The sequence below is a fragment of the Pedobacter sp. T50_32 genome, assembly GCF_057652195.1.
In genome coordinates, this window is record NZ_JBYFBY010000006.1 from 129,943 (window position 1) to 155,077 (window position 25,135).

Here is a 25,135-nt window from a genome sequence, read left to right on the forward strand (position 1 = left end):
TTTTTATTTCCATTTCATCTCCTCTTTAAGATAAACAGTCAATTCTTCTGCAATTTGCTTGTGCTCTGCCAACGATGGATGGCTACCACAGCCTCTTCGCGATTGTTTGGTAAAGAAATAACTCCCAATATTTTTCTCTCCCTCCTTCCGAAGCGAACTGGTTACCGCATTGATGTATTTCACCAAAGCTGTCTTCAATTTCTCATTCGCCATTGGACTGCTTAACAACACTAACTTTGATTTTGGATAGTAGTAACGCAGCTTTTTCACAAAACTGATGTAGGCTGTAGTAAATTTAACAGAATCCTGTACGCCATCATTTTGCCCCAAACAAATGGTCACAACATCGGGTTGGTAGCGTTTAAAATCCCATGCTATGGTGTCTCTTGCCAAACTCACTTTATCAAAAACTTGTGGCATCACTATTTTTTTATCGCAGCAGCTATGCATCAGGCCAATGCCAGAAACAGAAGAAAGATGCCACTGTGCATTTAAACTTCTAGCTGTTGTTGGGCCATAGGCGAAATACGCATTATGTTGGTCGTGCCACGAAGCGCCTGGAGTTTCGCACTTTATTTCACTTTCATCGCTACCTGCACCGCAAGTAATTGAATCGCCAATAAACTCTAACTTTCTTACTGGCTTTGCATCAGGTTTTAACAGTTTTTCACAAGTAAAACCTACAAATTCGATATAGCCATTCTCGGCTTCAGAGTTTTTACAAATTAGTATAGAGTGTGCTCCTTTGGGCAAATCTTTAGCCAGCACAATTTCATTTTCCTTGCCTGTAAGCCTAATTCTGTAAGCAGGCTGATTGTCTACTTTTACCTCTAAGTAATTAAGCACTTTGCCCCACAACATTTCATCGTTAATTTTTACGGAAAAAGAACTGCCGCTGAATTTAATTTGAACATACGCTCCCGAAGCCCAAACTTTAGGCTTTAGCGAGTTACTAAAATCAAACCTACCTGTATATTGCACAAAAGGATGGTTGGCTTCATAAAATTTAGCTTCTTTAGCATCAGCTGAAATAAATAAAAGTATTAATCCGAGTAGATATAAGCACTTGTTCATACAATATTTGGTTGGTAATTAATTTGGTTAAACAAAAATGCGATGACCCGAAAGGTTATCACGAAATTCCTTTGGCGTACAGCCTTTTTTCTTCTTAAAGATGCGATTGAAATTAGAGATATTATTAAAGCCGCAATTGTAAGCCACTTCTGAAACAGCTTCGGTGGTATCGATTAACTTCCTAGATGCATGTCCCAAGCGTATTTCTATCAAGCTATCTATAAAACTTACCCCAGTTCTGTTCTTAAAAAACCTACTGAAAGAAACTTCGGTCATATTTGCAATGCGTGCAACTTCTGCCAATGAAACTTGCTTGTCAAAATTAAGGTTGATGTATTCCATTACTTTCTCCACCCTTCTACTGCTGTAAGAAAACTCCGCCTGACTAAAAGTGGAATCTGAAAGTGTACGCATACTTCGTGAACTAGATAAGTCGTGTAGAATAGACATCAACTCCAGAACCGAATCGAACCCATGTTGCTTGTTAAGCTTTATTAAACGAGGACCAATAAGCTTTGCTGTTTCTTCGGAAAACAGAATACCGCATTTTGCCTTTTCGAACATCTCTCTGATGATACGCAGTTGGTTACGACGTAAGAACTTCTCATCAAACAAATCTTTATGGAACTGAATAGTCACCTCATGAATTTCTTTGCCATTCAGCTTATGCGTTTCCCAAACATGGGGTAAGTTAGAGCCAATCAGCACCAGCTCAATATCACCTATCTCTTCAATGTGGTCGCCTACTACCCTACGTGCACCACTAGCATTAGAAATAAAGTTAAGCTCCATCTCTTCATGGTAGTGTAAAGGGAAGTCAAAATCTTGCTTTCTCCTTTCGAAAATAGTAAAGCAATCGCTATTTGTTAGTGGAGTAATTTCCTTTATGATACTTGAATGCATAGAAAAGTGAATATAATATCAATTATTAAGATAAAATAATATCAACAACAAATATAAGACATACAAATACTATCAATCAATAAAAAAGACACTTACAACAATTAAAACCTACTATTTTGCCTAAAAAATAAGTTCAATGAATTAAAAACATTACAAATAGATAAAATAGTATTATCTTAAAGTTAGTTTTCGCAACTACTTTTGATATCAACCAAATAAACCATTTATGCTTAATAAACTAACCACTAATTTATTGGCAGTACTTGTATGTCTGTTCGCAACTACACTGTGTTTTGCACAAGAAAAGAAGTTAACTGGAAGATTAGTCGGCGAAGGCGGCACACCTCTTCCTGGTGCTTCAGTAAGCATCAAAAACACTAAAGTTTCGACTGTTACAGATGTGAACGGAAATTTCATGCTTACCGCCCCAGCCAACGCACAAACTATTGTATTCTCGTTTTTGGGAATGGAAGAACAACAAGTTGCCATTGGCAGCAATACCAATTTCAACATTAGACTTAAAGAAAGCAGCACCACACTATCTAACGTAGTTGTTGTAGGTTATGGCACTGTAAAGAAGAGCGACCTCACGGGCTCTGTTAGCAGATTGGAACGAGAAGAATTCATTAGAGATGCGCCGACCAACATTTTACAAGCCATGCAAGGCAAAATTGCAGGTGTAAACGTTACGAAAAACGACGGCGCTCCTGGCGCTGGATTGAGCATCAGAATTAGAGGTTCTAATTCTTTTCTAGGCGGAACAGAACCACTTTATGTAATTGACGGTGTACCTTTTAACAACTCTAGCTCGGGTTCTACCCCAATGTCTATTGGCGATGACGAAAAGCAGACGCTTAACGCCATGTCTTTCATCAACCCGGATGATATTGAAAGTATCGACATTTTAAAAGACGCTTCGGCAACCGCAATTTACGGTTCTCGTGGTGCCAACGGCGTAGTATTAATTACTACTAGAAAAGGAAAAAGCGGCAAAGACAGAATTGAAGCAAATTTCACTGTTGGTTCTTCGCAGGTTTCTAAAAAAATAGATGTGTTAAATGCTGCTGAGTATGCTGAATATCAAAATTTAGCTTATACAAATTCTAACATCTATACAGGCACAAATTATACACTACCATACAGAGGCGAAAATGTTCCAGACCCGTTAAACCCTGGACAAACTTACTATGACAAAGGGCCGCAAGACTATATTGGCAACAACAATAATTGGCAAGACAGGATTTTTCGCAATGGTGTTTACCAAAATTACTCTGTAAACGTAAATGGTGGAAACGATGCTGGTTCGCACAGCATTACGTTTAATTATTTAGACCAAGAAGGAACTATCCAAAATTCGGATTACAACAGATTTGGACTAGGCTTAAACTTAGGCAGGAACCTTAGTCCGACTTTCAAGATTGGTACAAGTACGTCATTAGCTAGTACCTTAACCAATGGTGTAAAAACAGGCACAGATAAATCTGATGCGGCTAGTGCAGGTGTTATCCGCTCTGCACTAACTTTCCCTTCTACCATTACAGATCCTATCGCTTATGATGGCGTGGGCGATGCCTTTATTACCAACCCATACATCTACGTAAACGATGTATTGAACAAAGTAAGAGGTTTAAACATCTTTTCATCAAACTATTTGGAAGCTAAATTCTTGAAGGATTTCAAATTTAGACAGAACATAGGCTTCAACTATTCTAGCAGCGCCAGAGACCAATACTATCCAACAACAGTATTTGAAGGCTTTGCAATGAGAGGTTGGGGATTAAAATCTGACAACATTTGGAACAACATTACTTCTGAAAGTATCCTTACTTACGATAAAAAAATTGAGAAACACAGTTTGAACGTGATGGGTGCAGGAACTTTTGAACGCACCAACGGACAAAGCAAAAGAGCAGAGGCAAAAACCTTCCCTAACGATAATTTGCAAAACGAAAACCTAGCAGCTGGCGAAGTAATTATGCCAGTAGTTACCAATCGCTATCAATCTACATTGATGTCGTTTTTAGGACGTGCAAACTACAGCTATGATGATAGATACCTACTGACTTTATCTTTTCGTCAAGATGGTTCTAGTAAATTCGGTAAAGACAACAAATGGGCAGGTTTCCCTTCAGCAGCAGCTGCTTGGAAAATCTCGAACGAAGATTTCATGAAAAACGCAAAAGTAGTTAGCGATTTAAAACTACGTTTCAGTTATGGCAAAACAGGTAACCAAGGTATTGGCTCTTATGCTTCTCTTGCAAAACTGAGTGTCTACAACTACGTGTTCGGAGGCGCTATACAAACGGGTTTAGCTAACGATATTTTTGCCGGTCCAGCTAACGATAAGTTAAAATGGGAAACTACCAGCTCTTATAATTTAGGTTTGGATGTAGGTTTATTCAAGAACAGGCTAAACTTAACCATCGAAGCTTATAAGAAAATAACCGATGACCTTTTACAGAACTTAACTATTCCATCATCAACTGGATTTAAAACGAAGCTGGTAAATTCTGGCTCTATCGAAAACAAAGGTTTAGAAGTTAGTTTAAACGGAAAAGTGGTTAAAACCAAAGATTTTGAATGGAGCTCAAATTTCAACATCTCATTCAACAGAAATAAAATTTTAAGCTTAAGTGCTGATGTAACTGAGCAATATGCCCGCAACATTTCTACTGGCGACGCACCATTTATCCAAACTGTAGGCAAACCAATCGGTGCGCTTTATGGCTACATCGAAGATGGCTACTATGACAACGAGGCCGAAGTAAGAAACGACCCACAATACACCAATCAAGGGAATGCTATTATTTTACGTACCATTGGAGAAATCAAATATAAAAACTTAGACGGCGACCCAACAACCATGTCGCAGGGCGACAGAACCTTTATTGGCGATGTAAACCCAGATTACACTTTCGGTTTTACCAACAACTTCAAATACAAAAAATTTGATTTAAGTGTATTTGTAAATGGTGTACAAGGTAACGACATCATTAACATGAATACCAGATTTAACGCCAACTTGGGAACCAACAAAAACATCACACAAGAAATGGCTGATGGTGCTTGGGCACAAGGAAAAGACAACAGCAACGCGACTGGTCCAAAAATTATGCGTCAGTTCTTTAGAAACCTTTTGTTTAGCAGAAGATTTATCGAAGATGGCAGTTTCGTAAGGATTAAGAATGTGACCTTAGGTTATGAAATTCCTGTAAAATCGACTGTAATTTCTAGAATGAGAGTGGCTGTAGGTGTAAATAACCTATTTACTTTCACTAAGTATTCTGGTTTCGACCCAGAGATGAACAGCTACGGAGATAACCCTGCACTTTTCGGGGTTGATTTGGGAGGATATCCAAATAACAGAACCTACAATTTCTCTTTACGTTGCAATTTTTAACCTTAATAAAATAATCACATGAAAGCGATTTCGACATATTTTATGGCATCAGTACTAGGGCTGGCACTGCTAAGCACCAGCTCATGCAAAAAGGCCCTAGAGGAAACTCCATTCTCATTTTATTCGCCAGAAAACTCTTATAAAAACCAGAACGATGCAAGAGCTGCCATCAATGGTGTATATAACGAGCTATATTCTTGGGAAATGTATTTACAACCATTTTGGAACATCACCATGCTAGATGATGACCATGTATCTGGAGCAGATTGGTATTTAGGTACAACAGGTGCCGGCAACCCTCAATCTTATTGGGGTGTAGATGGCCCATGGGTGGGCTGCTATGCTATGATTGCCAGAGCAAATACAGTATTGGAGAATGTACCTAATATCACAGACATTGATGCTGAAATTAAGCAGCGTATTCTTGGCGAAGCTTATTTTTTACGTGGCTGGGCTTATTTCCAATTGGTGCAACTGTACGGCGGTGTTCCAATTAAGCTAAAAGCACTGTCTGCCAGCAATCCTGAAACCAACGTACCGAGAGCTACAGTAAAAGAAACTTACGACGTAGTTATTGCCGACCTTAAACTAGCAGAAACTAACCTCTTCCCTGCTGGCCATGCAAAGGCTGGTGAAGTTGGCCGAGTAACACAAGGGGTAGCAAAAGCAATTCTAGCTAAAGCCTATCTAACTATGGCATCGGGTGCTTCTACAGGAAATGTAATTGTTCGTGGTGGAACAGATAATGGCTTCTACACCTACGCAAAAGAAGTAGTAAAAGGATTGGAAGGATTAGATGCGAAAGCTTATTATACCTTGGCTAGAGATAAGGCCAAAGAAGTAATAAATGCCGCTAATAACCCATATGCGCTTACTGCAAGCTGGAAAGATTTATGGAGCATTGCAGGAAGAAATAACAAAGAGCACATGTGGCAATTGCAATCGTTGGCTGGCTCTGCTTTCATGAATAATTTGGGTGTTTATTTCTCTGCTCGTTCTACCTTTGGTGTGGGCGCTGTATGGACTACCAACAACCACTACAACGATTATGATGTACAAGATAAACGTGTGCTAGATGGTATTACCCATAACTATCAAACTTTGCAAGGCACTTACATTTTTTATCCTTCGTGGCAGTCGGCACAATATAGGGTAGTTGGCGGAATTACTTACAATAATACGGGCAGTACCACTGCAGAACGTGCTTACACTATCAAATATGCAGGTGTATCAGACCCTAACGTAGCTAATAGCGATGCTTTTTATCCGCTGTTGCGTTACTCTGAGGTTTATTTAATGATTGCCGAAGCCGAAAATGAAATTAACGGCGCTAATGCAGATGCTTATACCGCTTTAAATACGGTGAGATTTCGTTCTTTTCCAACCGTTGGCACACCTGCTATGCCAGTACCTGAAGCCTATGCTCCAGCTGGAATGACACCAGAGCAATTCCGCAGTTATGTCTTAGCAGAAAGAGCTAGAGAGTTCAACTTGGAAGGCATCAGACGTTTCGATTTAATGCGTTGGGGTGTTTATTTACAAGTGATGAACAAGATTAGTACAGGACAGAACAACATTTCGAAAGTCCGTCAGCAGAAAAATTTATTGCTACCTATTCCATTAAACGAATTAAACTCAAATACAGCCATTAAGGGTAAAAACAACTTTGGCTGGTAATATCAAACATTAAATTTTTATATGTATGAGAATGATGAAGAATTACGTTAGAGCTGGCTTATTTCTGTTAGCTACTTTAACCATCGGAGCTTGTAAAAAAGACAAGACCGAAGATACCACAGCGCCAACTTTAAGTGCAGTAACCACACTTAACGATAGAGCTACAAACTTGCAATCTATTGGGTATGGCGAGTGGATTATCATTAAAGGAACCAATTTGAGCACTACTTCTCAAGTAGATTTCAATGGTACTTTAGCGGCAGACTCGTTAACGTATGCAGACGATAACACCATCACTGTTAAAATTCCTGCTAACCTAACAGACCCAATTAACAACCCAATTAAAGTAACCACAAAACACGGGACAGCTACCCTGAACTTCCAAATTAAACAGCCAGGTCCACAAATTGTAGATTTTAGTCCAGGTGCTGGCAATGTAGACCAAGAGGTAACCATTGATGGGAACTACTTTAAAGGAATTACAGGCGTAACTATTAACGGTGTGGCTGCAACGATTGTGTCGAGTACCCAAACACAGGTAAAAATTAAAGTTCCAACTGGCGGCACTTTTGGTGTAGTGGTAATTTCAACCCCTGTAGGCAACGTAACTGCCACTAAAACGTTCGGTTTAAAACATGTGATTTACGATGACGGTCTTAAAAACGCTTGGACAAACACTTCTTACTCGACAACTTCGCTTGATTTAGCAAGCGCTACCAATACACGTAGAGGTACTACAGCTATCAATGTAACCCATAAAGCATTTTCTGCGGTAAGATTTAGATTAGTAGCCAAGTTTGCAACAGCAGGCTACAGCATGGTTAAAATATCAATGTTTGGCGGCCCTGGAACGCAAGGCAAAAAAGTAAGAATTGCACTTACTCCAGCAGCAACTGCCTACGACCTTGTGTTAAATGAAGGCAAATGGACAGATTATCAAGTACCGTTCATCAACATTGGCAATCCTACTTCAATTGAGTATATCACTTTTCAAGAGTTTAGCGGTTTCGCATCGCAGATATTTATTGATGATGTAGGTTTTTATTAAGGATTACATGCGCTTAAGTTTTGTTCTATTTGCTTGTTGCTTGCTGTTTGTAAAATTCAGTGCTGCTCAAAAAACCAAAAATGTGGTGGTCATCACTTTTGATGGCTACCGCTGGAAAGAACTTTTTGATGGTGCAGACTCTAGCAACTTGCATGGAAAGAAATTTACTTCGCAAGACTCTACGTGGCGTGTAAGAAAATATTGGGGCAAAACCGCAGCAGAAAGAAGGGCAAAGCTGATGCCCTTCTTCTGGAATACCATTGCTAAAAATGGGCAGATTTACGGCAACAGAAATTATGGAAACAAGGTAGATGTGAGCAACAAATACTGGTTCTCTTACCCAGGTTACAATGAGATTTTCACGGGCTATCCCGATACTTTAGTGAATTCTAATACACATCCAGCTAATCACAATGTGAACGTTTTGGAGTTCCTGAATAAGATACCCGCCTACAAAGACAAGGTTGCTACCTACACATCGTGGGATACTTTCAACAAAATCCTTAACCAAGAAAGAGCTGGTTTTCCTATCAATTCAGGCTACAACAACGTGAAAGGCGAAAACCTAAGCGATGTGCAAAAAATGCTAAACGATTTGCAATGGTGGCTACCCAAAGATTACGGGCAAGGACAAAGACACGACGCTGTTACTTACGCTTTGGCCAAAGAACACATCAAATTACATCACCCAAGAGTATTACAAATTAGCTTTATAGAAACTGATGCTTTGGCACACAGTGGAAAATATGACTATTACCTAGATGCTGCCAATTACAATGATAAGATGATTGCCGATTTGTGGAATTTCATGCAAAACGACCCATTCTATAAAGGCCAAACTACATTTATCATTACCGAAGACCATGGCAGAGGTTACGGAGACAATTGGCAGCATCATTATTACAGCGTACCACATTCTAACGAGATTTTCTTGGCAGTAATGGGGCCAGACACACAACCTTTGGGAGAAATCAAACAAAAAGGACAACTATACCAAAACCAAATTGCACAAACTATTGCCGCATTTTTAGGGATAAAATTTGAAAACGGACATCCCATAGGCAAACCCATTACTAGCGTTTTACCAAAACTTTAAAGCCGATACTACATGAAGAATACCCTTTTGCTATTTTTATTATTTGCTTGTCCCAGTACTACTTTCGCACAGAAACTGAGCAATGATAAAGCTACGCCCATTACTAAAACGCTTTATCAAAACCTACATCAGTTAATTAAAAACCATATACTTTTTGGTCATCAAGATGATTTAGCTTACGGCGTAGGCTGGAAGTATAAAGCTGGCAAAAGCGACATTAAAGAGGTTGTTAACGACTACCCCGCGATATACGGATGGGATATTAGCAAAATTGAACATCAAGCTGAAAAGAACATTGATGGTGTGCCCTTTAACAAGATGCGTGAGTTCATCAAAACTGCCTATCAAAAAGGTGCAGTCATTACCATCAGCTGGCATTTCGACAATCCACTTACTGGTGGTTCATCTTGGGACACCACTCGTAACACCGTAAAATCTATTCTGCCAAATGGCGAGAAACATCAGCTTTATAAAACTTGGTTAGACAGAGCTGCAACATTTTTACATAGCCTAAAAGGAAGTAAGGGAGAAGCAATTCCAATCTTATTCAGACCATTTCACGAACTTACTGGCAACTGGTTTTGGTGGGGCAGTCACGGTAATACACCCGAAGAAATGAAGGCAATCTGGCAGTTCACTACAGACTATTTAAGGGAAACGAAGAAACTGAACCAGCTCATTATGGTTTACAATACCAACGATTTTAAAACAGAAGCTGATTTTTTGAGGAGCTATCCTGGCGATAACTATGTAGATGTGCTCAGTTTCGATACTTATCAATTCGACATCAGTAAAAAACAAGATTTTATAGATGCAATTAAAAAACAATCAGAAATAGTTACTAAGCTAGCTAAGGAGAAGAAAAAATTAGCAGCCTTTGCCGAAACAGGTTTCGAGAATATTCCAGACCCAAATTGGTGGACGGAGACATTATGGCCAGCCATTAAAGACTATCCACTCTCTTATGTATTGGTGTGGCGTAATGCGGGCTATATGCCATCCACGAAAAAGATGCACTACTATGCGCCCTACAAAGGCCAAGTATCGGCAAACGATTTCAAGAAATTCTACCAGAACAAACAAGTGCTATTTGAAAAGACATTAGGAACCAAAAAAATATACCAAACTAGATGAACTTACAACTAATAGATATTGCCATCCTCGTCGTTTACCTAATTACCATGGTAATGATTGGTTTTTACATGAAGAATAAAGCCAAACAAGACAAGGAAAGTTACTTAATGGGCGGCAAAAAACTGCCTTGGTATATGCTTGGCTTAAGCGATGCCAGCGATATGTTCGACATTAGCGGTACCATGTGGATGGTTTCCGTGTGTTTTGTTTATGGGTTCAAAAGCATTTGGATACCTTGGTTATGGCCGGTTTTCAATCAGGTGTTCATGATGATGTTCTTATCTAAATGGTTAAGAAGGTCGAACGCAACAACTGGCGCAGAGTGGCTAAAAACCAGATTTGGATTGGTGGGTAAAGGTGTTACAGGTTCGCATGCTATCATCATCGCCTTTGCATTAATTAGCTGTTTGGGTTTCTTGGCATACGGCTTCATCGGCTTAGGTAAATTCATCGAAGTTTTTATCCCTTGGGAATATGTGCAAGCTTACATCCCGTTTGATGTACCGAGCAAATATGTGCCGCATTTTTACGGTATCGTGTTTACGCTTTTCGCCATGTTCTACTCCATTATTGGCGGTATGCACAGTATCGTTTTAGGCGATGCCATCAAGTACTCCATCATGACTTTGGCTTGTATCGCCATTGGCGTAATTGCCGTAATGCACTTGCAAAACCAAACGCTTAATGTACCAAAGGGATGGGATAACCCACTTTTTGGCTGGAATTTAGACTTAGATTGGAGTGCCATTGCCGCCGATGCCAATAAAAAAATAGAAGAAGATGGCTTTAGTTTATTTGGCATCTTCTTTATGATGATGTTGTTGAAAGGCGTTTTCGCTTCATTGGCTGGCCCTGCGCCAAACTACGATATGCAGAAAATTTTAAGTACCCGCAGCCCTAAAGAAGCAAGTAAAATGACAGGCTTTGTGAGTATTGTACTATTGCCAATCCGCTATTCGATGGTAACAGGATTAACTGTTTTGGCGCTACTTTATTACAACCAATTGTACTTAAAAGGTCCAGATGGTATTACCGATTTCGAAAGGATATTACCTGCAACCATCAATAACTTTTTGCCTGTTGGTGTGCTAGGTTTGGTACTTACTGGTTTACTTGGTGCTTTTATGGGAACTTTCAGTGGCACGTTGAATGCAGCACAGGCCTACATCGTTAACGATATTTATTTAAAATACATCAATCCAGAAGCGCCGACCAAGAAAATCATCTCTATGAACTACATTGTAGGTGTAGTTGTAGTTGCAGCGGGTATTGGATTTGGTTTTTTAACCAAAGACGTGAACAACATTTTACAATGGATTGTAGGTGGTTTGTACGGAGGTTATGTAGCAGCCAACTGTCTAAAATGGTACTGGTGGCGCTTTAATGCCCACGGTTTTTTCTGGGGAATGGCAGTTGGGGTTGGCGCAGCATTATTGATGCCCTACGTTACTACCGGATTGCCATTATTTTGGTGGCCAGCACTCTTTTTATTGTCACTAGCGGGATGTTTGATTGGAACTTACACCGCTCCACCAACAGACATGGTAGTGCTAAAATCATTTTATAGCAACGTAAAACCTTGGGGCTTTTGGAAACCGATACACAATTTAGTTGCGGCAGAAGACCCATCTTTCAAAGAAAACAAAAATTTCAAACTCGATATGTTTAACGTAGCCATCGGCATTGTTGCCCAGCTGTGTTTAACCATATTTCCAATGTATTTAATCACGGGCATGTACACGCCGCTGCTAGTAACCGTAGCCATTTTGGTGGTTATCGTTACCATTTTAAAAAGAACCTGGTGGAATAGATTAGAAGATTAAGACTTATGAAGACGAATTTCGAAGAACGCATCTCGCAAATGAGCAGCGCACAAGAGCAATTATTACAACAAAAAAATACCCAAATTAACCCTAGCAACGGAGTTTATCATCGTTATAAAAATCCCGTGCTTACGGCCCAACATATTCCATTAAATTGGAAATACGATTTTAATCCAGATACCAATCCGTTTTTAATAGAGCGCTTCGGTATCAATGCAGTGTTAAATCCAGGCGCAATAAAATGGAATGGCAAGTACATTTTGATGGCAAGAGTGGAAGGTGCAGACAGGAAATCGTTTTTTGCTATTGCCGAAAGCCCTAACGGGATAGATAATTTTGAGTTTTGGGACTACCCTATAATGATGCCAGAAACCGAAAATCCAGATACCAATGTTTACGATATCAGGTTAGTACAACACCAAGATGGCTGGATTTATGGTTTGTTTTGTACAGAACGAAGAGACCCAAAGGCAAGTGAAGGCGACCAATCTGCAGCCATTGCTCAATGCGGTATCGCTCGCACTAAAGACCTTAAAAACTGGGAACGTTTAGCAGATTTGAAAACCAACTCTCCACAACAACGCAATGTGGTTTTACACCCAGAATTTGTAGGCGGTTGCTACGCTTTCTACACTCGCCCGCAGGATAGTTTTATCGAAGCAGGCAAAGGTGGTGGTATTGGCTTCGGTTTATCAAAATCTATCGAAAATGCGGAGATAGACCAAGAAATTGTAATCGACAAAAAGGTTTACCACACCGTTTATGAAGCTAAAAATGGACAAGGTCCTGCCCCTATCAAAACCCAAAAGGGCTGGTTACATTTGGCACACGGCGTTAGAAATACTGCAGCTGGTTTGCGTTACGTGTTGTACATGTTCATGACCGACCTGCACGATTTAACCAAAGTAACTCATAAACCTGCCGGATATTTCATTGCGCCAGAAGGCGAAGAAAGAATTGGCGATGTATCTAACGTGGTGTTCAGCAACGGCTGGATTGCCGATGAAGATGAAACAGTTTATATTTACTACGCTTCCTCAGACACCCGTATTCACGTAGCAACAAGCAGCATCGAACAATTGGTGGATTATGTAATCAACAACCCCGAAGATGGATTAAGGTCTGCTGCAACTGTGCAAACCATCATTGATATCATCGACAGAAATAAATCGATAACAACAAAGGAAGAGATTAACGTACATTTGAACGGACAATCTGCACACCATTAATGCAAGAGCTAAAAACACTTCAAACAGAATTACAAGAAGAGCTTGCTCAATTACTACAATGGTGGACTGACTATACTATAGATGAAGAATTTGGTGGCTTTCATGGCAAAGTCACCAATGAGAACCACACCATTTTTGCACCAAAGGGATTGGTGTTAAATGCTAGAATACTTTATACTTTTTCTTCTGCTTACTTACTAAATGAGCAAGCAGAACACCTCGAAGTTGCCCATCGAGCTTATCAGTATTTAACTGATTTTTTTATTAATGAAAAAGAGGGCGGATTTTATTGGTCGCTAACCGTAGCAGGCAAACCTCTAGACACCAAAAAGCAAGTGTATGGACAAGCTTTTGCTATTTACGCTTTAGCCGAATATTACAAAGCTACCCAAACAGAAGCGGCTTTGAAACTAGCCCAGTCAACCTATCAGTTACTAGAAAAATATAGTTACGACAGCACTGATACTGGCTATATTGAAGCACATACACAAGATTGGCAACCTCTCACAGATTTAAGGTTAAGCGAGAAAGACCAAAACGACAAAAAGTCGATGAATACACATTTGCATGTGATTGAGGCTTATGCAAATCTGTATCTAGTTTGGCCTGATAATGGACTAAGAGTAGCGATTAAACAATTGCTAGCGAACTTCCGAGAACATATCATCCATCCACAAACAGGACATTTGCAACTGTTTTTCGATATGGATTGGAAGATAAAATCCACACTAGTATCTTTTGGACATGATATAGAGGCAGCGTGGTTATTACTAGAAGCCGCAGAAATTATCAATGACAAGGAAGAAATTCAGGATTTTAAAATACTGGCTCTAAAAATGGCTGATGCTGCATCGAGAGGCTTACATGCAAGCGGAGGTTTAGCTTACGAATTTGACCAAGAAAACCAACATTGGATAAACGAATTTCATTGGTGGCCACAAGCAGAAGCCATGGTTGGGTTCTTTAATGCTTGGCAAATATCAGGCAATGAAAATTACCTTAAAGAAATCTTCCAGATTTGGGAATTCATCAAAAAACACCTCAAAGACACTAAAAACGGCGAATGGTTTTGGGGTGTAGATGAAAATCTATTACCAATGCCAAACGAAGATAAAGCAGGTTTTTGGAAATGTCCTTACCATAACGGCAGAGCATGTATCGAGTTAATTAAAAGGATTAATTCCATACCTAAAGCCTAGCAATCATTCGAAATAAAATCTACGCACCTCAAAAAAATGACTTGACTTTTGCATTGCGTTAACAAGTATCTCCGTTATTTGTAACTCAAAATCAAAAATAATCAAAACATGCAAACAACAAGTGTTAAAGCTTTCGGTACTACGGCACCCGAAACAGATTTAGCTCCTTTGAGCATTAACCGTAGAGCAGTACAACCCAACGATGTAGAGATTGAGATTTTATACTGTGGCGTTTGCCATTCAGATTTACATACAGCTCGTAACGATTGGGGCGGTTCTATTTACCCAGCAGTACCAGGTCACGAAATTGTAGGTAAAATTACCGCAGTTGGCAGCGCTGTTTCTAAATTTAAAGTAGGCGATTTAGCAGGTGTTGGCTGTATTGTAGACTCTTGCAAAACTTGCAGCAGCTGTCAGCAAGATTTAGAGCAATATTGCTTAAATGGCTTCACTGGCACTTACAACGGACAAGATTTACAATTAGGCGGGCAAACTTTTGGTGGTTACTCTGAGAAAGTTGTAGTGAAAGAAGATTTCGTTTTAGCGGTACCTTCAAACTTAGATTTAGCAGCAGTAGCTCCTTTATTATGTGCGGGAATTACCACTTGGTCGCCATTAAAGCATTGGAATGTAAAAGAAGGCAGCAAAGTAGCAGTAGTTGGCTTAGGTGGTTTAGGTCACATGGCTATCAAATTGGCAAAAGGCTTAGGTGCTGATGTTACCTTATTCTCTAGAACTCCAGACAAAACTGAAGATGCAAAAGCATTAGGTGCTGACCATGTAGTAATCTCTACAGACGAAGCACAAATGAAAGCAGTACGTGGTCAGTTCGATGTGATTATTGATACTGTACCTTACGTTCACGATGTAAATCCTTACGTAGCTACGTTGAACATCAACGGAACTTTAGTTTTAGTGGGTTACTTAGGTGGTTTAGAGCCAATCTTAAATACCGTTCCAATGATTTTAGGACGTAAATCTGTAGCTGGTTCTGTAATTGGCGGCATCGCCGAAACTCAGGAAATGTTAGATTTCTGTGGTGAAAAAGGTATCGTTTCTGAAATCGAAATCATCAAAATGCAGGACATTAACACTGCTTACGAGCGTATGCTAAAAAGCGATGTGCGTTACCGTTTCGTAATTGACATGGCTTCGTTGAAAAACAGCTAGTTTTTTTAGCCACAGATGCACAGATAAAGAAAGCTACCATATCTAATGTTAAAATCATCCGTGCATCTGTGGCTAAACTAATCTGTCGTCCTCATATTCTCCCCGTCCTTAAAATGTAACCTTCGGAAAACAAATCCCGATAGGATTGTTAAACCGCCAATAACTAGGAAAGTATAGCGAAAAGCATTATGTATTTCGTTGTGGATCAGCTTTACATCGCCCTGAAAAACCTTTAAAACTATTAACCCAAAGGCTACACCAAAACCGATAGCTAATTGTTGGTTTACCGACGCCAACGAATTGCCGCTACTGGTATGATAATGGCGTAAATCGGCTATCGAAATAGAGTTCATCGCTGTAAATTGTATCGAGTTAAAGAAACCTAACATTGCGATGATTGGCATATACCAATAAATGGAAGTTTCGATTACTGGAATTGCCATGCAACAAATCAGCAAACCAATCATAAAAGTATTAAACATCAGCGTGCGCCTATAGCCAAATCTATTCAGTATTTTGATGACATTAGATTTGGCTAACATTGCCGTAAGTGCCATCGGAGCAACAATCCAACCAGAGGTAACCGCAGATTGCCCGAATGCTATTTGGATCATCATTGGCAGCAACAAAGGCACCGAGCTAATCCCCAAACGTGTCGCCAAACTCCCCACAATACCTACCCTAAAAGTTCGTACCTGAAACAGGTTTAATGGAAAAATCGGGTTTCTATCTCTGCTTGCATGACGATAATAAAAGTACAGCATTAAAAAGCCTAGAAAAAACGCCAATAGAACTGGTGTCACGTGGGCTGTGTTACCAAACATCTCCAAAGCAATTGACAAAAGCAATGATGCCGCAGCGAAAATTAGAAATCCCTTTAAATCAAAATCTATGAGGTTGGATTTATAATCTGGCATATACTTGATACTTAGTATTATTCCAAGCAAACCAATTGGGATGTTGATTAAAAATATCCAATGCCAAGACAAATAATCTACCATATAACCACCCACCAAAGGTCCTAAAACCGGACCAATCAATGCTGGAATGATGGCAAAATTCATAGCTTTAAGCAACTCGTTTTTTGGAAAAGTTCTGATAAGTGCCAGCTTCCCTACAGGTGTCATCAAACTACCGCCAATGCCTTGCAACACCCTGGCAAACACCAACTGGGTTAAACTTTGCGAAAGTGAACAGAACAACGATCCCAAAGCAAATAAAATCAGCGATGCGATAAAAATCTTCTTCGTACCAAATTTATCTGCCAAGAAACCACTAACAGGCATAAACAAAGCCAAAGTTAGTACATAGCTGATAATCGCATTTTGCATATTCAAAGGCGACTCGTGCAAGTCTTCAGCGATAGTAGGCAATGAGGTATTGAGGATGGTAGAATCCAACATCTGCATAAAAATGGATGTTGCCAAAATTATGGGCAGTAGTTTTTTAGTTGTGGTGATATTTTGTTCTGTATCGCTCAATTTAGTTTCCGTATTTATAATAGGCTTAATATGCTAAATAATATCCCGACCATTCTAGATACAATCCTAACAAAAACAAGCTCCACAATATAGCTCCAACTATAATGAGTATATATTGTCTAGTATTAAATGCTTTTTGTTCAACTATCACTAAGTCTGTCGAATTACGTCTAGCAAAATTAAATGCATTAAACGGTGGTATAAAAAAAGCCACGATTAAAATCGAGACTAGCCACATAGGATCGGGAAGATACGACAACAAGCTAAAAGCAATAATCCCTAAAAATAGTAGTATAGGAGAATAACTAGATTTGTAGCCTTTAGTTTTTGCAAATTTTAGTGTCCTTTCAAAAAGAGAGATTAAAAATAAGATAGCAAATATTGCCCTCAATGCTGGAAAAATATCTAGTCGTTGTTTCTGTTGGTAAAATCGCCAAGCTTTGTATGCCCACCAAACTGGATATACGCCTACAGAAATGATTGATAAAAATATAAACTTGTTTTCACTGATGAGATATTGAATTTCTACCTGTTCATCTTTTTCAAGGTTTATATCTTCGGTAATTATTGATTGATTTTCCATGTTAATTTAGCTTTCAGCAATTTACGATAAATATTATTCCATCGTAGATTCAACCCTTATTTCATCAACAAAACTCAGTCTTTATTCAACATCGATGTTTTCTTGGTATCCTTCATAAAGATATAAACGACAAGCGAAAAAGCGATGCAGGCGGTGATATACCAATAATAATAGTGTTCTACATCTTCCCTCTTAAACAACAGCGCAATGTATTCCGCCGAACCACCAAAAACAGCTACTGTAATAGCATAAGGCAATCCTACACCTAAGGCTCTAATATGTGTTGGAAATAGTTCGGCTTTTACAACAGCGTTGATAGAGGTATATCCCGAAACAATAAGCAGTGCAATAATCAGGTAAACAAATGCCTCCCACATGCTCGATGCGCCGCTAAGACCATTCAACAAAGGAACGGTAAATAATGTGCCAGTAATGCCGAAGCCTAACAGCAACGGTCGACGACCAATTTTATCAGATAATAGTCCGAAAAGTGGCTGTATCATTGCAAATATCAACAATGATAAAAACGAAATGAGCGTTGCTTCTTGTTTGGTTAACAGCACCGTATTTACCAAAAACTTCTGCATGTAGGTGGTGTAGGTATAAAATGCAAGCGTACCTCCCAATGTTAAACCTATAACCGTAATTAAAGCCTTTGGATGTTTCAAAAGCTCTTTAACTGAACCTTTTTTACGCTGCTCTGCATTTGGCTTAGCTGTAGTTTTTTCAAAAGACTCTGTTTCATGTAAATTAGAGCGAAGGTAAAGTGCAATAACAGATAAGGCAGCACCAATTACGAAAGGAATACGCCAACCCCATTCATGCAACTGAGCTTCGGTAAGAAAAAGCTTCTGCAAAATGAGTTGTATGCCTAGTGCGGTAAGCTGGCCGCCAATTAAGGTTACATACTGAAAACTGGAGTAAAACCCTCTCTTATCTTTGGTGGCCATTTCACTTAAATAGGTCGCAGAAACACCATATTCGCCGCCCACGCTTAAACCTTGCAACAAACGAGCTAAAAGCAACATAGCAGGAGCAAATATGCCTACGGTTTCATAAGTTGGTGTTAATGCAATAAGTAGCGATCCAAACGACATCAATAACACGGAAACCGTCATTGCCTTTTTACGACCAACACGATCCGCAACTGTACCAAAAAGCCAACCACCAATGGGGCGCATTAAAAAACCAACTGCAAATATACCAGCGGTATTAAGTAACTGTGCTGTTTGGTTACCATTTGGAAAGAATGAACCGGAAAAGTAGATAGCAAAAGCTGCGTAGGCATACCAGTCGTACCATTCAACTAGATTTCCTACAGAACCGCCTACAATGGCTTTGATCCGATCTTTTGTTGATATTTCTTTTTCTACTTTTTCAGCTGTCATTTTCGGTTTACTTCATTGGAAAGATACAACCTTGAAGCATAAGAAGCAAAACAGCTTTCGCCTTCCATGCTAAGTGTAACATTTCTACCTTCAAAAAGAAACCAGCTAACCAATCCCAACTTATTTTTACTACTTTTATTTAGAGGATGACCTAAACAAGCATCCCCGATAAACAAAACAATTTCATTAATAAATCCTTTGCCTTAAACGATTATTCGTCTTTATGAAGCAGGAACACAATTATTCTCGACGGTTTTTCCTGAAAACCTCGTCGATGCTAGGTGCATTGGCTTTTATTCCCAGAGGTGTAAAAGCATTTTACGAAGAAGTTAAAAACTTCATTGTACCGCAAAAAGAACAGCTTCCGTTAACAGTTTCTATCAACAAAAAAAGTTACGCCATCAAGGCGGATACCCGTACTACCCTGTTGGATTTGCTTCGGGAAGATTTGAACCTTACGGGAGCTAAAAAGGGTTGCGACCACGGACAATGTGGTGCTTGTACGGTTCATATCAATGGCGAACGTGTATTGAGCTGTTTGACGCTAGCGGCAACGGTTCCCGGTAAAGAAGTAACTACAATAGAAGGCTTAGCCGATGGCGACAAATTGCACCCTATGCAGGAAGCTTTCATTGAATGTGATGGTTTCCAGTGCGGTTACTGCACACCTGGGCAAATCATGTCGGCAGTGGCTTGCGTAAAAGAAGGGCACACAAAATCGGTAGCAGAAATTAAGGAATTTATGAGTGGCAACTTATGTCGTTGTGGCGCTTATAATGGTATTGTCGAATCTATTCAAAAAGTAGCTGCAAAATGAGACCATTTCTATTTTCAAAATCATCAGCCATTAATCAGGCATTAGCCAAGAAAACTGGCACTACGCAATATATTGCAGGCGGTACCAACTTGGTAGATTTGATGAAAAAGCATATCGCCGAGCCAGAAAGCGTAGTAGATATCACATCGGCTTTGCCTGCAAAAATTGAAGCGACTACAAAAGGCATACAAATTGGTGCAATGGTGCGCAATACGCCATTAGCTAATGATGCCACCATTTTAGCAAAATATCCGTTGGTGGCCAAAGCAGTTTTAGCTGGTGCTTCGCCTCAAATTCGCAACATGGCATCAACTGGTGGAAACCTATTGCAACGCACTCGATGCCCGTATTTTTACGATGTAACTACGCCTTGCAACAAACGCAAACCTGGTTCGGGCTGCAGTGCCATAAAAGGCGAAAACCGTATGTCGGCTATTGTGGGTTACAGCGAACAATGTATTGCAGTTCATCCGTCAGATTTATGTGTGGCTTTAGCTGCGCTAGATGCTACAGTGAAAACTCAAGATAAAAGCGGCAAAACTCAACTCATTGCATTTAAAGATTTTCATCGCTTACCAGGAACAACTCCCGAGAGAGACAATAACCTACCAGCAAATGCGCTTATCCATTCCATAGAATTAACCGATAATGCTTTTGCGAAGAACTGCGCTTACGTGAAGGTTCGCGATAGAGATAGTTATGCTTTTGCTTTGGTTTCTGTGGCAGCAGCACTTAACCTAAAAGGAAATCAGATTGTGGAAGCAAGATTAGCATCAGGTGGTGTAGCACACAAACCTTGGCGCTGGCTCGAAGCCGAGCGATATCTAAAAGGCAAAACTGCCAATGCAGCAACTTTCGAAGCTGCGGCAAATATCGCCACTAAAGGCTTAAAGCCACAAGCGCATAACGGTTTCAAAATCCCGATGTTAAAGGGAGCAATTGAAACTGCATTACAACAATGTTTAAATCCATAAATTAAGAATTGATGGGATTTTTTGACGAACCATACGAATTAATGACCGCAGCTGATGGTCGTGTAGAAGGTGTTGCCAAAGTTACTGGCAGCGGCAAATACGCTGCAGAATATAAGGTTAACGGACTTTGCCATGCTGTTTTGGTAGGCAGTACAGTTGCGGCAGGAACTATCAAAAGCATCAACCTTGATAACGCCAAGCAAGTTGCAGGTGTACTAAATATCATTACGCATTTGCAAAAGCCATTGGTACCAGGTATGGCCGATGAAGCAAAAATTAAGGAAGCTCGCTTTGGCTTACCTGTCTTCCATACCGATAAAATCTATTTCAAAGGACAGCCCATTGCTTTGGTTATTGCAGAAACTTTGGAAGATGCTACTTATGCGGCATCGTTGGTAACTGCGGAGTATAAGGAAGAAATAAAGATTGTAGATTTTGACAATGCGCTACGTCTCGTATCACTTACTGCTGCAGGAAAAGACCGAGGTGATATCACAACACTAAATAACGCTGCGCAAACTGTAGAAGCAGAATACAACATTAAAGCTGAAGTGCATAACCCAATGGAAATGCATGCCACCATTGCAGAATGGACAGCTGATGATAAACTGAAGTTATTCGATAAAAACCAAGGTGTAAATAACGTGCAGCGAACTTTTGCTAAGCTTTTCAATATTCCTGTGGATAATATTGAAGTGATTAGTGAGTTTGTAGGTGGTGGTTTTGGCTCGGGTTTAAGAGTTTGGCCTCATGCCTTGGCGTGTATCATGGCGGCAAAATTGGTTAAACGTCCAGTAAAACTGATGTTAACCAGACCTCAGATGTTCCATTCAGTGGGTTATCGTCCTGCATCTTGGCAAAAAATCAAATTGGGTGCTAATGCTGATGGCAAATTCGTAGGCATCCATCATCAGGCTAAAAATGGGACATCATTTTATGAAAACTTTAACGAGGGCATTACTCGTGTAACGCGATTGATTTATCATTTCGATAATTTAAAAGCCGAAGCGGCAACTGTTCCTTTAAACTTATCTACACCAACTTGGATGCGTGGACCAGGCGATTGTACCGGAGATTTTGCCATAGAAAGTGCCATTGATGAGCTGAGCTACAAACTTAAAATGGACCCTGTTGCGCTAAGGATGAAAAACCTAGCTTTAGAAAAACATCCCGACAACGGTTTGCCTTGGTCTACCAACTACATTAACGAGTGCATAGAAAAAGGTGCGCAAATGATTAACTGGAAAGACAGAAAAACTGCGCATTCTCAAACTATTGAAGGTGATTGGAGTATTGGCTACGGCATGGCTGTTGGTGCTTGGAACGCAGGTAGAGGAACGGCTAGTGCAGGCATCCAAATGCAGAAAGATGGCACCATTACCGTACAAACGGCGATGACAGATATCGGTACAGGAACAGGAATTTCGATGCAGAACATTGCTCACGATAGTACAGGTATCTCCAAAAGTAAAATCAAGATTGAGTTAGGCAATTCTAACCTCCCGCCTGCACCTAGTCAGGGTGGAAGTAATGGTTTGTCTTCTATTGGTGGAGCAGTAGTAGCTGCGGTAAATGCGCTAAAACTGAAATTAGCAGAAAGCGCTGCAATGCAAAACGAAGCTTATAAAAATGCAGCAGCGGCTGATATCTTGTTATCGGATACTGGAGTTTCCTTCAAAACAGCGAACAACCAATTCATCAGTTATCCATCCCTTTGGGAGAAAAATAACTTGACCATTTTAGAAGTTGAAGCTAGTTCTGGTCCAGGTGCAGAGCGACAAAAATATGCTTTCTGCTCATCGGCAGCACATTTTTGCAAAGTACGCGTAAACCGCAAAACAGGAAAAGTGAAGATTGAAAGGTTAGTGACGGTTTCTGATGGTGGTAAAATTATCAGCGAAAAAGCAGCAGCTAATCAAATGTCGGGAGCGGCAGTTGGTGGTATCGGTATGGCTTTAATGGAAGAACAAGCAACAGACGAACGCTTGGGAACTTTGGTGGGTAACGATTTTGCAGGTTATCACTTTCCTGTAAATGCAGATGCACCAATTATTGAGGTGGCTTTTATTAACAAACCCGACCCAAATATCAATCCGCAAGGTTCTAAAGGTTTGGGCGAAGTAGGGATTATTGGTACTGCCGCCGCAATTGCCAATGCCATTTATAACGCTACAGGAAAAAGATTAAGAGATTTGCCAATTACACCAGATAAGGTTTTGTTGGGGTAATATCAGAGACTTACGAAGTTTCAAAAACTTCGTAAGTCTTAAAAATATCATATACATCCTGTCATGTCGAGGCTACGAGACATCTATTTTGATTTAGTAGATCCTTCGCTACGCTCTGGATGACAGCGAAAAGAATTTCAACTACCAACTTTCATCAGCGGCATCTCGGCGTTCCCTATCACTCAAACCGCCTTTGTTTTCATCGCCTATTTTACCATCAGCTTCGGCTGCATCTGTTCTTTCCTTTTCAGATAAACCAGCATTATCTAAATCACTTTCCAAGCCGGTCATGTTTTTATTATCCAACTCTGCTGCCTGCGAACGTTCCTTATCGCTCAAACCAGACAGTACATTTTCTTGAGATTTGATTTCAACCTTTGGCGTTGCTTCCTTCGTTTGGTCAATCTCGGCTTTTGCATTCTCAATTTGCTTATCTACGTGATCGCCTGGTTGTTCTGAATTATGTTGATTTTCCATGATGATTAGTAATTAGTTATCAATTACATAATCGATTTTAGCCTTAAAAAGTTTTAATTTATATGAAAATATCTTCTGTTTCAATCCTCAAATAAATAACCGCTATAAGCCAAACCTTTCGCCACACTTTTAAAATTATCGCCAGAGTTTAACTTAATATGAGAAAATTTTGTCTTGAATAAAGATTGAATACTCGCCACCATAGAAGTACCACCAGTTAGAAACAGACTATCGATCTTTTGTATATCGATATTATTTTGTAGTAAAAACTCCTCCAAGTAATTGGCAATTCTGTCTACATCTTTTTTAATGATTTGCTCGTAATCAGCTAAGGAAACCTCCTCATCAATATCTATTTCCATTTGATGATAAACGAAATTAGTCTGCTCTTCATTCGACAAAGCAATCTTCGTTTGCTCAATGGCTTGAAATACCGAATAACCCAAGTTATTTTCAATGAGTGTGATCAAGTTTTTAAACTTCCTATCTTTACCCGAATAGTAGTAGTAATCGTCGATATCCTTTCTAATGCGTTGACCATTAAAAAAGTTCATTTGCTCCCAAGAACATATATTAGCAAACAATGATTTTGGTACTGTCAGCACTTTCCCAAGTGTAGCTTCGTAAGTAGTATGTTTACCAAAGTAAGGTGTCCCACGTTCCCACATAAAGGCAGAATCAAAACTATCGCCACCTACATAAATACCGCCGGTTGCCATCATGTCTTTCTTGCGGTCTTTGCTTCCAACTTTAGCAGGGTCTAGTATTAAATAAGTAAAATCGGTTGTACCTCCACCTAAATCGCCAACCAAAACATGTTCCTTTTTGGTTAAGGTTTGCTCGTAAGCAAAAGCAGCACCAATGGGCTCAAACTGGAAACGAACTTGGGTAAAACCAGCCAGTTCCGCTGCCTTGTTTAAGCGGTTTTGCGCTAAAGTGTCTTTCTGTACGTTATCGTCATCAAAGAAAACGGGCCTACCAATTACAGCTTTTTGTACATCTTGACCAACAATTTCATCGGCCCTGTCCTTAAGCTCTTTCAAAATAATAGCCACTAAATCTGAAGCATTGTACCTACGGTTGTGAATGCGTGTTTCAGAAAAACTGCTTCTCGATAAAATTTGCTTAATGGATTTGATGAAACGACCTTTCATACCATCACTCAAGTAAGCGTTAATGGCCTCTTCGCCTACCACATAATTTTTCTCGGCACTGGTATTTAGTTGATGATAAAAATAAATTAAGGAAGGGATAATGATAGTACTGTGAATTTCTTTCGAATCTTCGTCGTAAATGGCCAAAGCAGAGTTGGTGGTACCAAAATCGATACCATATAAAAATCGTTTCATGAGAAGGAAGCTAAAGCAATAAAATTTTGCGGGGCGACGAAGGTAAAGAAAATATTTATCTTATTTATTCTTGATGAAAATGAAG

At 39.7% G+C, this 25,135-nt stretch carries 19 protein-coding genes; 12 read left to right on the top strand and 7 right to left on the bottom strand.

Translation table 11 applies throughout. The features are described from left to right. Nucleotides 1–3 precede the first annotated feature (3 nt). Together AC23ME_RS17195 and AC23ME_RS17200 are read right to left on the bottom strand one after the other, a co-directional pair. The gene (locus AC23ME_RS17195; RefSeq protein ID WP_487728998.1) at nt 4–1,074 is read right to left on the bottom strand and encodes an SGNH/GDSL hydrolase family protein; all 1,071 of its coding nucleotides are present in this window, start codon (nt 1,072–1,074) and stop codon (nt 4–6) included. 27 nt (nt 1,075–1,101) lie between these two features. Beyond that, nucleotides 1,102–1,977, bottom strand: a complete 876-nt coding sequence (locus AC23ME_RS17200) for an AraC family transcriptional regulator (protein ID WP_487728999.1) — start codon at nt 1,975–1,977, stop codon at nt 1,102–1,104. Between the two features lie 226 nt (nt 1,978–2,203). Here AC23ME_RS17200 and AC23ME_RS17205 point away from each other — a divergent pair, with 226 nt between their 5' ends. From AC23ME_RS17205 to AC23ME_RS17245, 9 genes are all read left to right on the top strand, one after another. After that, nucleotides 2,204–5,377, top strand: coding sequence for a SusC/RagA family TonB-linked outer membrane protein (locus AC23ME_RS17205; RefSeq protein WP_487729000.1), 3,174 nt, complete (start codon nt 2,204–2,206; stop codon nt 5,375–5,377). 42 nt (nt 5,378–5,419) lie between these two features. Then, complete coding sequence (locus AC23ME_RS17210; RefSeq protein ID WP_487729001.1) at nt 5,420–7,054, top strand: RagB/SusD family nutrient uptake outer membrane protein; 1,635 nt, start codon at nt 5,420–5,422, stop codon at nt 7,052–7,054. A 31-nt stretch (nt 7,055–7,085) separates the two neighbouring features. After that, nucleotides 7,086–8,102, top strand: a complete 1,017-nt coding sequence (locus AC23ME_RS17215) for an IPT/TIG domain-containing protein (protein WP_487729002.1) — start codon at nt 7,086–7,088, stop codon at nt 8,100–8,102. Nucleotides 8,103–8,109: 7 nt separating this feature from the next. Then, on the top strand, nt 8,110–9,198 hold the full coding sequence (locus AC23ME_RS17220; RefSeq protein ID WP_487729003.1) for an alkaline phosphatase family protein: 1,089 nt from the start codon (nt 8,110–8,112) through the stop codon (nt 9,196–9,198). Nucleotides 9,199–9,210: 12 nt separating this feature from the next. Beyond that, a complete protein-coding gene (locus AC23ME_RS17225) occupies nt 9,211–10,332 on the top strand; it encodes a glycoside hydrolase family 26 protein (protein WP_487729004.1) in 1,122 nt (373 codons plus the stop codon). After that, nucleotides 10,329–12,155, top strand: coding sequence for a sodium:solute symporter family protein (locus AC23ME_RS17230; protein WP_487729005.1), 1,827 nt, complete (start codon nt 10,329–10,331; stop codon nt 12,153–12,155). The genes AC23ME_RS17225 and AC23ME_RS17230 overlap by 4 nt, the downstream gene beginning before the upstream one ends. Before the next feature lie 5 nt (nt 12,156–12,160). Further along, entirely contained in the window at nt 12,161–13,384 is a 1,224-nt protein-coding gene (locus AC23ME_RS17235) for a glycoside hydrolase family 130 protein (protein ID WP_487729006.1), read from the top strand. Beyond that, the gene (locus AC23ME_RS17240; protein ID WP_487729007.1) at nt 13,384–14,583 is read left to right on the top strand and encodes an AGE family epimerase/isomerase; all 1,200 of its coding nucleotides are present in this window, start codon (nt 13,384–13,386) and stop codon (nt 14,581–14,583) included. Before AC23ME_RS17235 ends, AC23ME_RS17240 begins: the two co-directional genes overlap by 1 nt. A 108-nt stretch (nt 14,584–14,691) precedes the next feature. Further along, nucleotides 14,692–15,753 (top strand): NAD(P)-dependent alcohol dehydrogenase, encoded by a 1,062-nt coding sequence (locus AC23ME_RS17245; protein WP_487729008.1) that lies wholly within the window; start codon nt 14,692–14,694, stop codon nt 15,751–15,753. 77 nt (nt 15,754–15,830) lie between these two features. Here AC23ME_RS17245 and AC23ME_RS17250 read toward each other — a convergent pair whose 3' ends face one another. From AC23ME_RS17250 to AC23ME_RS17260, 3 genes are all read right to left on the bottom strand, one after another. Further along, entirely contained in the window at nt 15,831–17,234 is a 1,404-nt protein-coding gene (locus AC23ME_RS17250; RefSeq protein WP_487729009.1) for an MFS transporter, read from the bottom strand. A 25-nt stretch (nt 17,235–17,259) separates the two neighbouring features. Then, nucleotides 17,260–17,817, bottom strand: a complete 558-nt coding sequence (locus AC23ME_RS17255) for a hypothetical protein (protein WP_487729010.1) — start codon at nt 17,815–17,817, stop codon at nt 17,260–17,262. Nucleotides 17,818–17,891: 74 nt separating this feature from the next. Next, nucleotides 17,892–19,205, bottom strand: a complete 1,314-nt coding sequence (locus AC23ME_RS17260; protein WP_487729011.1) for an MFS transporter — start codon at nt 19,203–19,205, stop codon at nt 17,892–17,894. Nucleotides 19,206–19,428: 223 nt separating this feature from the next. Here AC23ME_RS17260 and AC23ME_RS17265 point away from each other — a divergent pair, with 223 nt between their 5' ends. Genes AC23ME_RS17265 through AC23ME_RS17275 form a run of 3 tightly spaced genes read left to right on the top strand, consistent with a single transcriptional unit; the run spans nt 19,429 to nt 23,224 of the window. Beyond that, on the top strand, nt 19,429–20,022 hold the full coding sequence (locus AC23ME_RS17265) for a (2Fe-2S)-binding protein (protein ID WP_487729012.1): 594 nt from the start codon (nt 19,429–19,431) through the stop codon (nt 20,020–20,022). Next, nucleotides 20,019–20,996, top strand: coding sequence for an FAD binding domain-containing protein (locus AC23ME_RS17270; protein ID WP_487729013.1), 978 nt, complete (start codon nt 20,019–20,021; stop codon nt 20,994–20,996). The genes AC23ME_RS17265 and AC23ME_RS17270 overlap by 4 nt, the downstream gene beginning before the upstream one ends. An 11-nt stretch (nt 20,997–21,007) precedes the next feature. Further along, nucleotides 21,008–23,224 carry a xanthine dehydrogenase family protein molybdopterin-binding subunit gene (locus tag AC23ME_RS17275; RefSeq protein WP_487729014.1) on the top strand — a complete coding sequence of 739 codons (2,217 nt, stop codon included), beginning with the start codon at nt 21,008–21,010 and terminating at the stop codon, nt 23,222–23,224. Between the two features lie 141 nt (nt 23,225–23,365). Here the strand turns inward: AC23ME_RS17275 and AC23ME_RS17280 are convergent, their stop codons facing one another. Both AC23ME_RS17280 and AC23ME_RS17285 read right to left on the bottom strand, forming a co-directional pair. Continuing rightward, entirely contained in the window at nt 23,366–23,701 is a 336-nt protein-coding gene (locus AC23ME_RS17280) for a hypothetical protein (RefSeq protein ID WP_487729015.1), read from the bottom strand. Between the two features lie 80 nt (nt 23,702–23,781). Continuing rightward, on the bottom strand, nt 23,782–25,050 hold the full coding sequence (locus tag AC23ME_RS17285) for an Hsp70 family protein (protein WP_487729016.1): 1,269 nt from the start codon (nt 25,048–25,050) through the stop codon (nt 23,782–23,784). Between the last annotated feature and the right edge of the window lie 85 nt (nt 25,051–25,135).

Excerpts from the sequence above, each read along its gene's own strand:
- AC23ME_RS17195 (WP_487728998.1), bottom strand. The coding sequence starts at position 1,074 with ATGAACAAGTGCTTATATCTACTCGGATTAATACTTTTATTTATTTCA.
- AC23ME_RS17200 (WP_487728999.1), bottom strand. The coding sequence starts at position 1,977 with ATGCATTCAAGTATCATAAAGGAAATTACTCCACTAACAAATAGCGAT.
- AC23ME_RS17205 (WP_487729000.1), top strand. The coding sequence starts at position 2,204 with ATGCTTAATAAACTAACCACTAATTTATTGGCAGTACTTGTATGTCTG.
- AC23ME_RS17210 (WP_487729001.1), top strand. The coding sequence starts at position 5,420 with ATGGCATCAGTACTAGGGCTGGCACTGCTAAGCACCAGCTCATGCAAA.
- AC23ME_RS17215 (WP_487729002.1), top strand. The coding sequence starts at position 7,086 with ATGATGAAGAATTACGTTAGAGCTGGCTTATTTCTGTTAGCTACTTTA.
- AC23ME_RS17220 (WP_487729003.1), top strand. The coding sequence starts at position 8,110 with ATGCGCTTAAGTTTTGTTCTATTTGCTTGTTGCTTGCTGTTTGTAAAA.
- AC23ME_RS17225 (WP_487729004.1), top strand. The coding sequence starts at position 9,211 with ATGAAGAATACCCTTTTGCTATTTTTATTATTTGCTTGTCCCAGTACT.
- AC23ME_RS17230 (WP_487729005.1), top strand. The coding sequence starts at position 10,329 with ATGAACTTACAACTAATAGATATTGCCATCCTCGTCGTTTACCTAATT.
- AC23ME_RS17235 (WP_487729006.1), top strand. The coding sequence starts at position 12,161 with ATGAAGACGAATTTCGAAGAACGCATCTCGCAAATGAGCAGCGCACAA.
- AC23ME_RS17240 (WP_487729007.1), top strand. The coding sequence starts at position 13,384 with ATGCAAGAGCTAAAAACACTTCAAACAGAATTACAAGAAGAGCTTGCT.
- AC23ME_RS17245 (WP_487729008.1), top strand. The coding sequence starts at position 14,692 with ATGCAAACAACAAGTGTTAAAGCTTTCGGTACTACGGCACCCGAAACA.
- AC23ME_RS17255 (WP_487729010.1), bottom strand. The coding sequence starts at position 17,817 with ATGGAAAATCAATCAATAATTACCGAAGATATAAACCTTGAAAAAGAT.
- AC23ME_RS17260 (WP_487729011.1), bottom strand. The coding sequence starts at position 19,205 with ATGACAGCTGAAAAAGTAGAAAAAGAAATATCAACAAAAGATCGGATC.
- AC23ME_RS17265 (WP_487729012.1), top strand. The coding sequence starts at position 19,429 with ATGAAGCAGGAACACAATTATTCTCGACGGTTTTTCCTGAAAACCTCG.
- AC23ME_RS17270 (WP_487729013.1), top strand. The coding sequence starts at position 20,019 with ATGAGACCATTTCTATTTTCAAAATCATCAGCCATTAATCAGGCATTA.
- AC23ME_RS17275 (WP_487729014.1), top strand. The coding sequence starts at position 21,008 with ATGGGATTTTTTGACGAACCATACGAATTAATGACCGCAGCTGATGGT.
- AC23ME_RS17280 (WP_487729015.1), bottom strand. The coding sequence starts at position 23,701 with ATGGAAAATCAACATAATTCAGAACAACCAGGCGATCACGTAGATAAG.
- AC23ME_RS17285 (WP_487729016.1), bottom strand. The coding sequence starts at position 25,050 with ATGAAACGATTTTTATATGGTATCGATTTTGGTACCACCAACTCTGCT.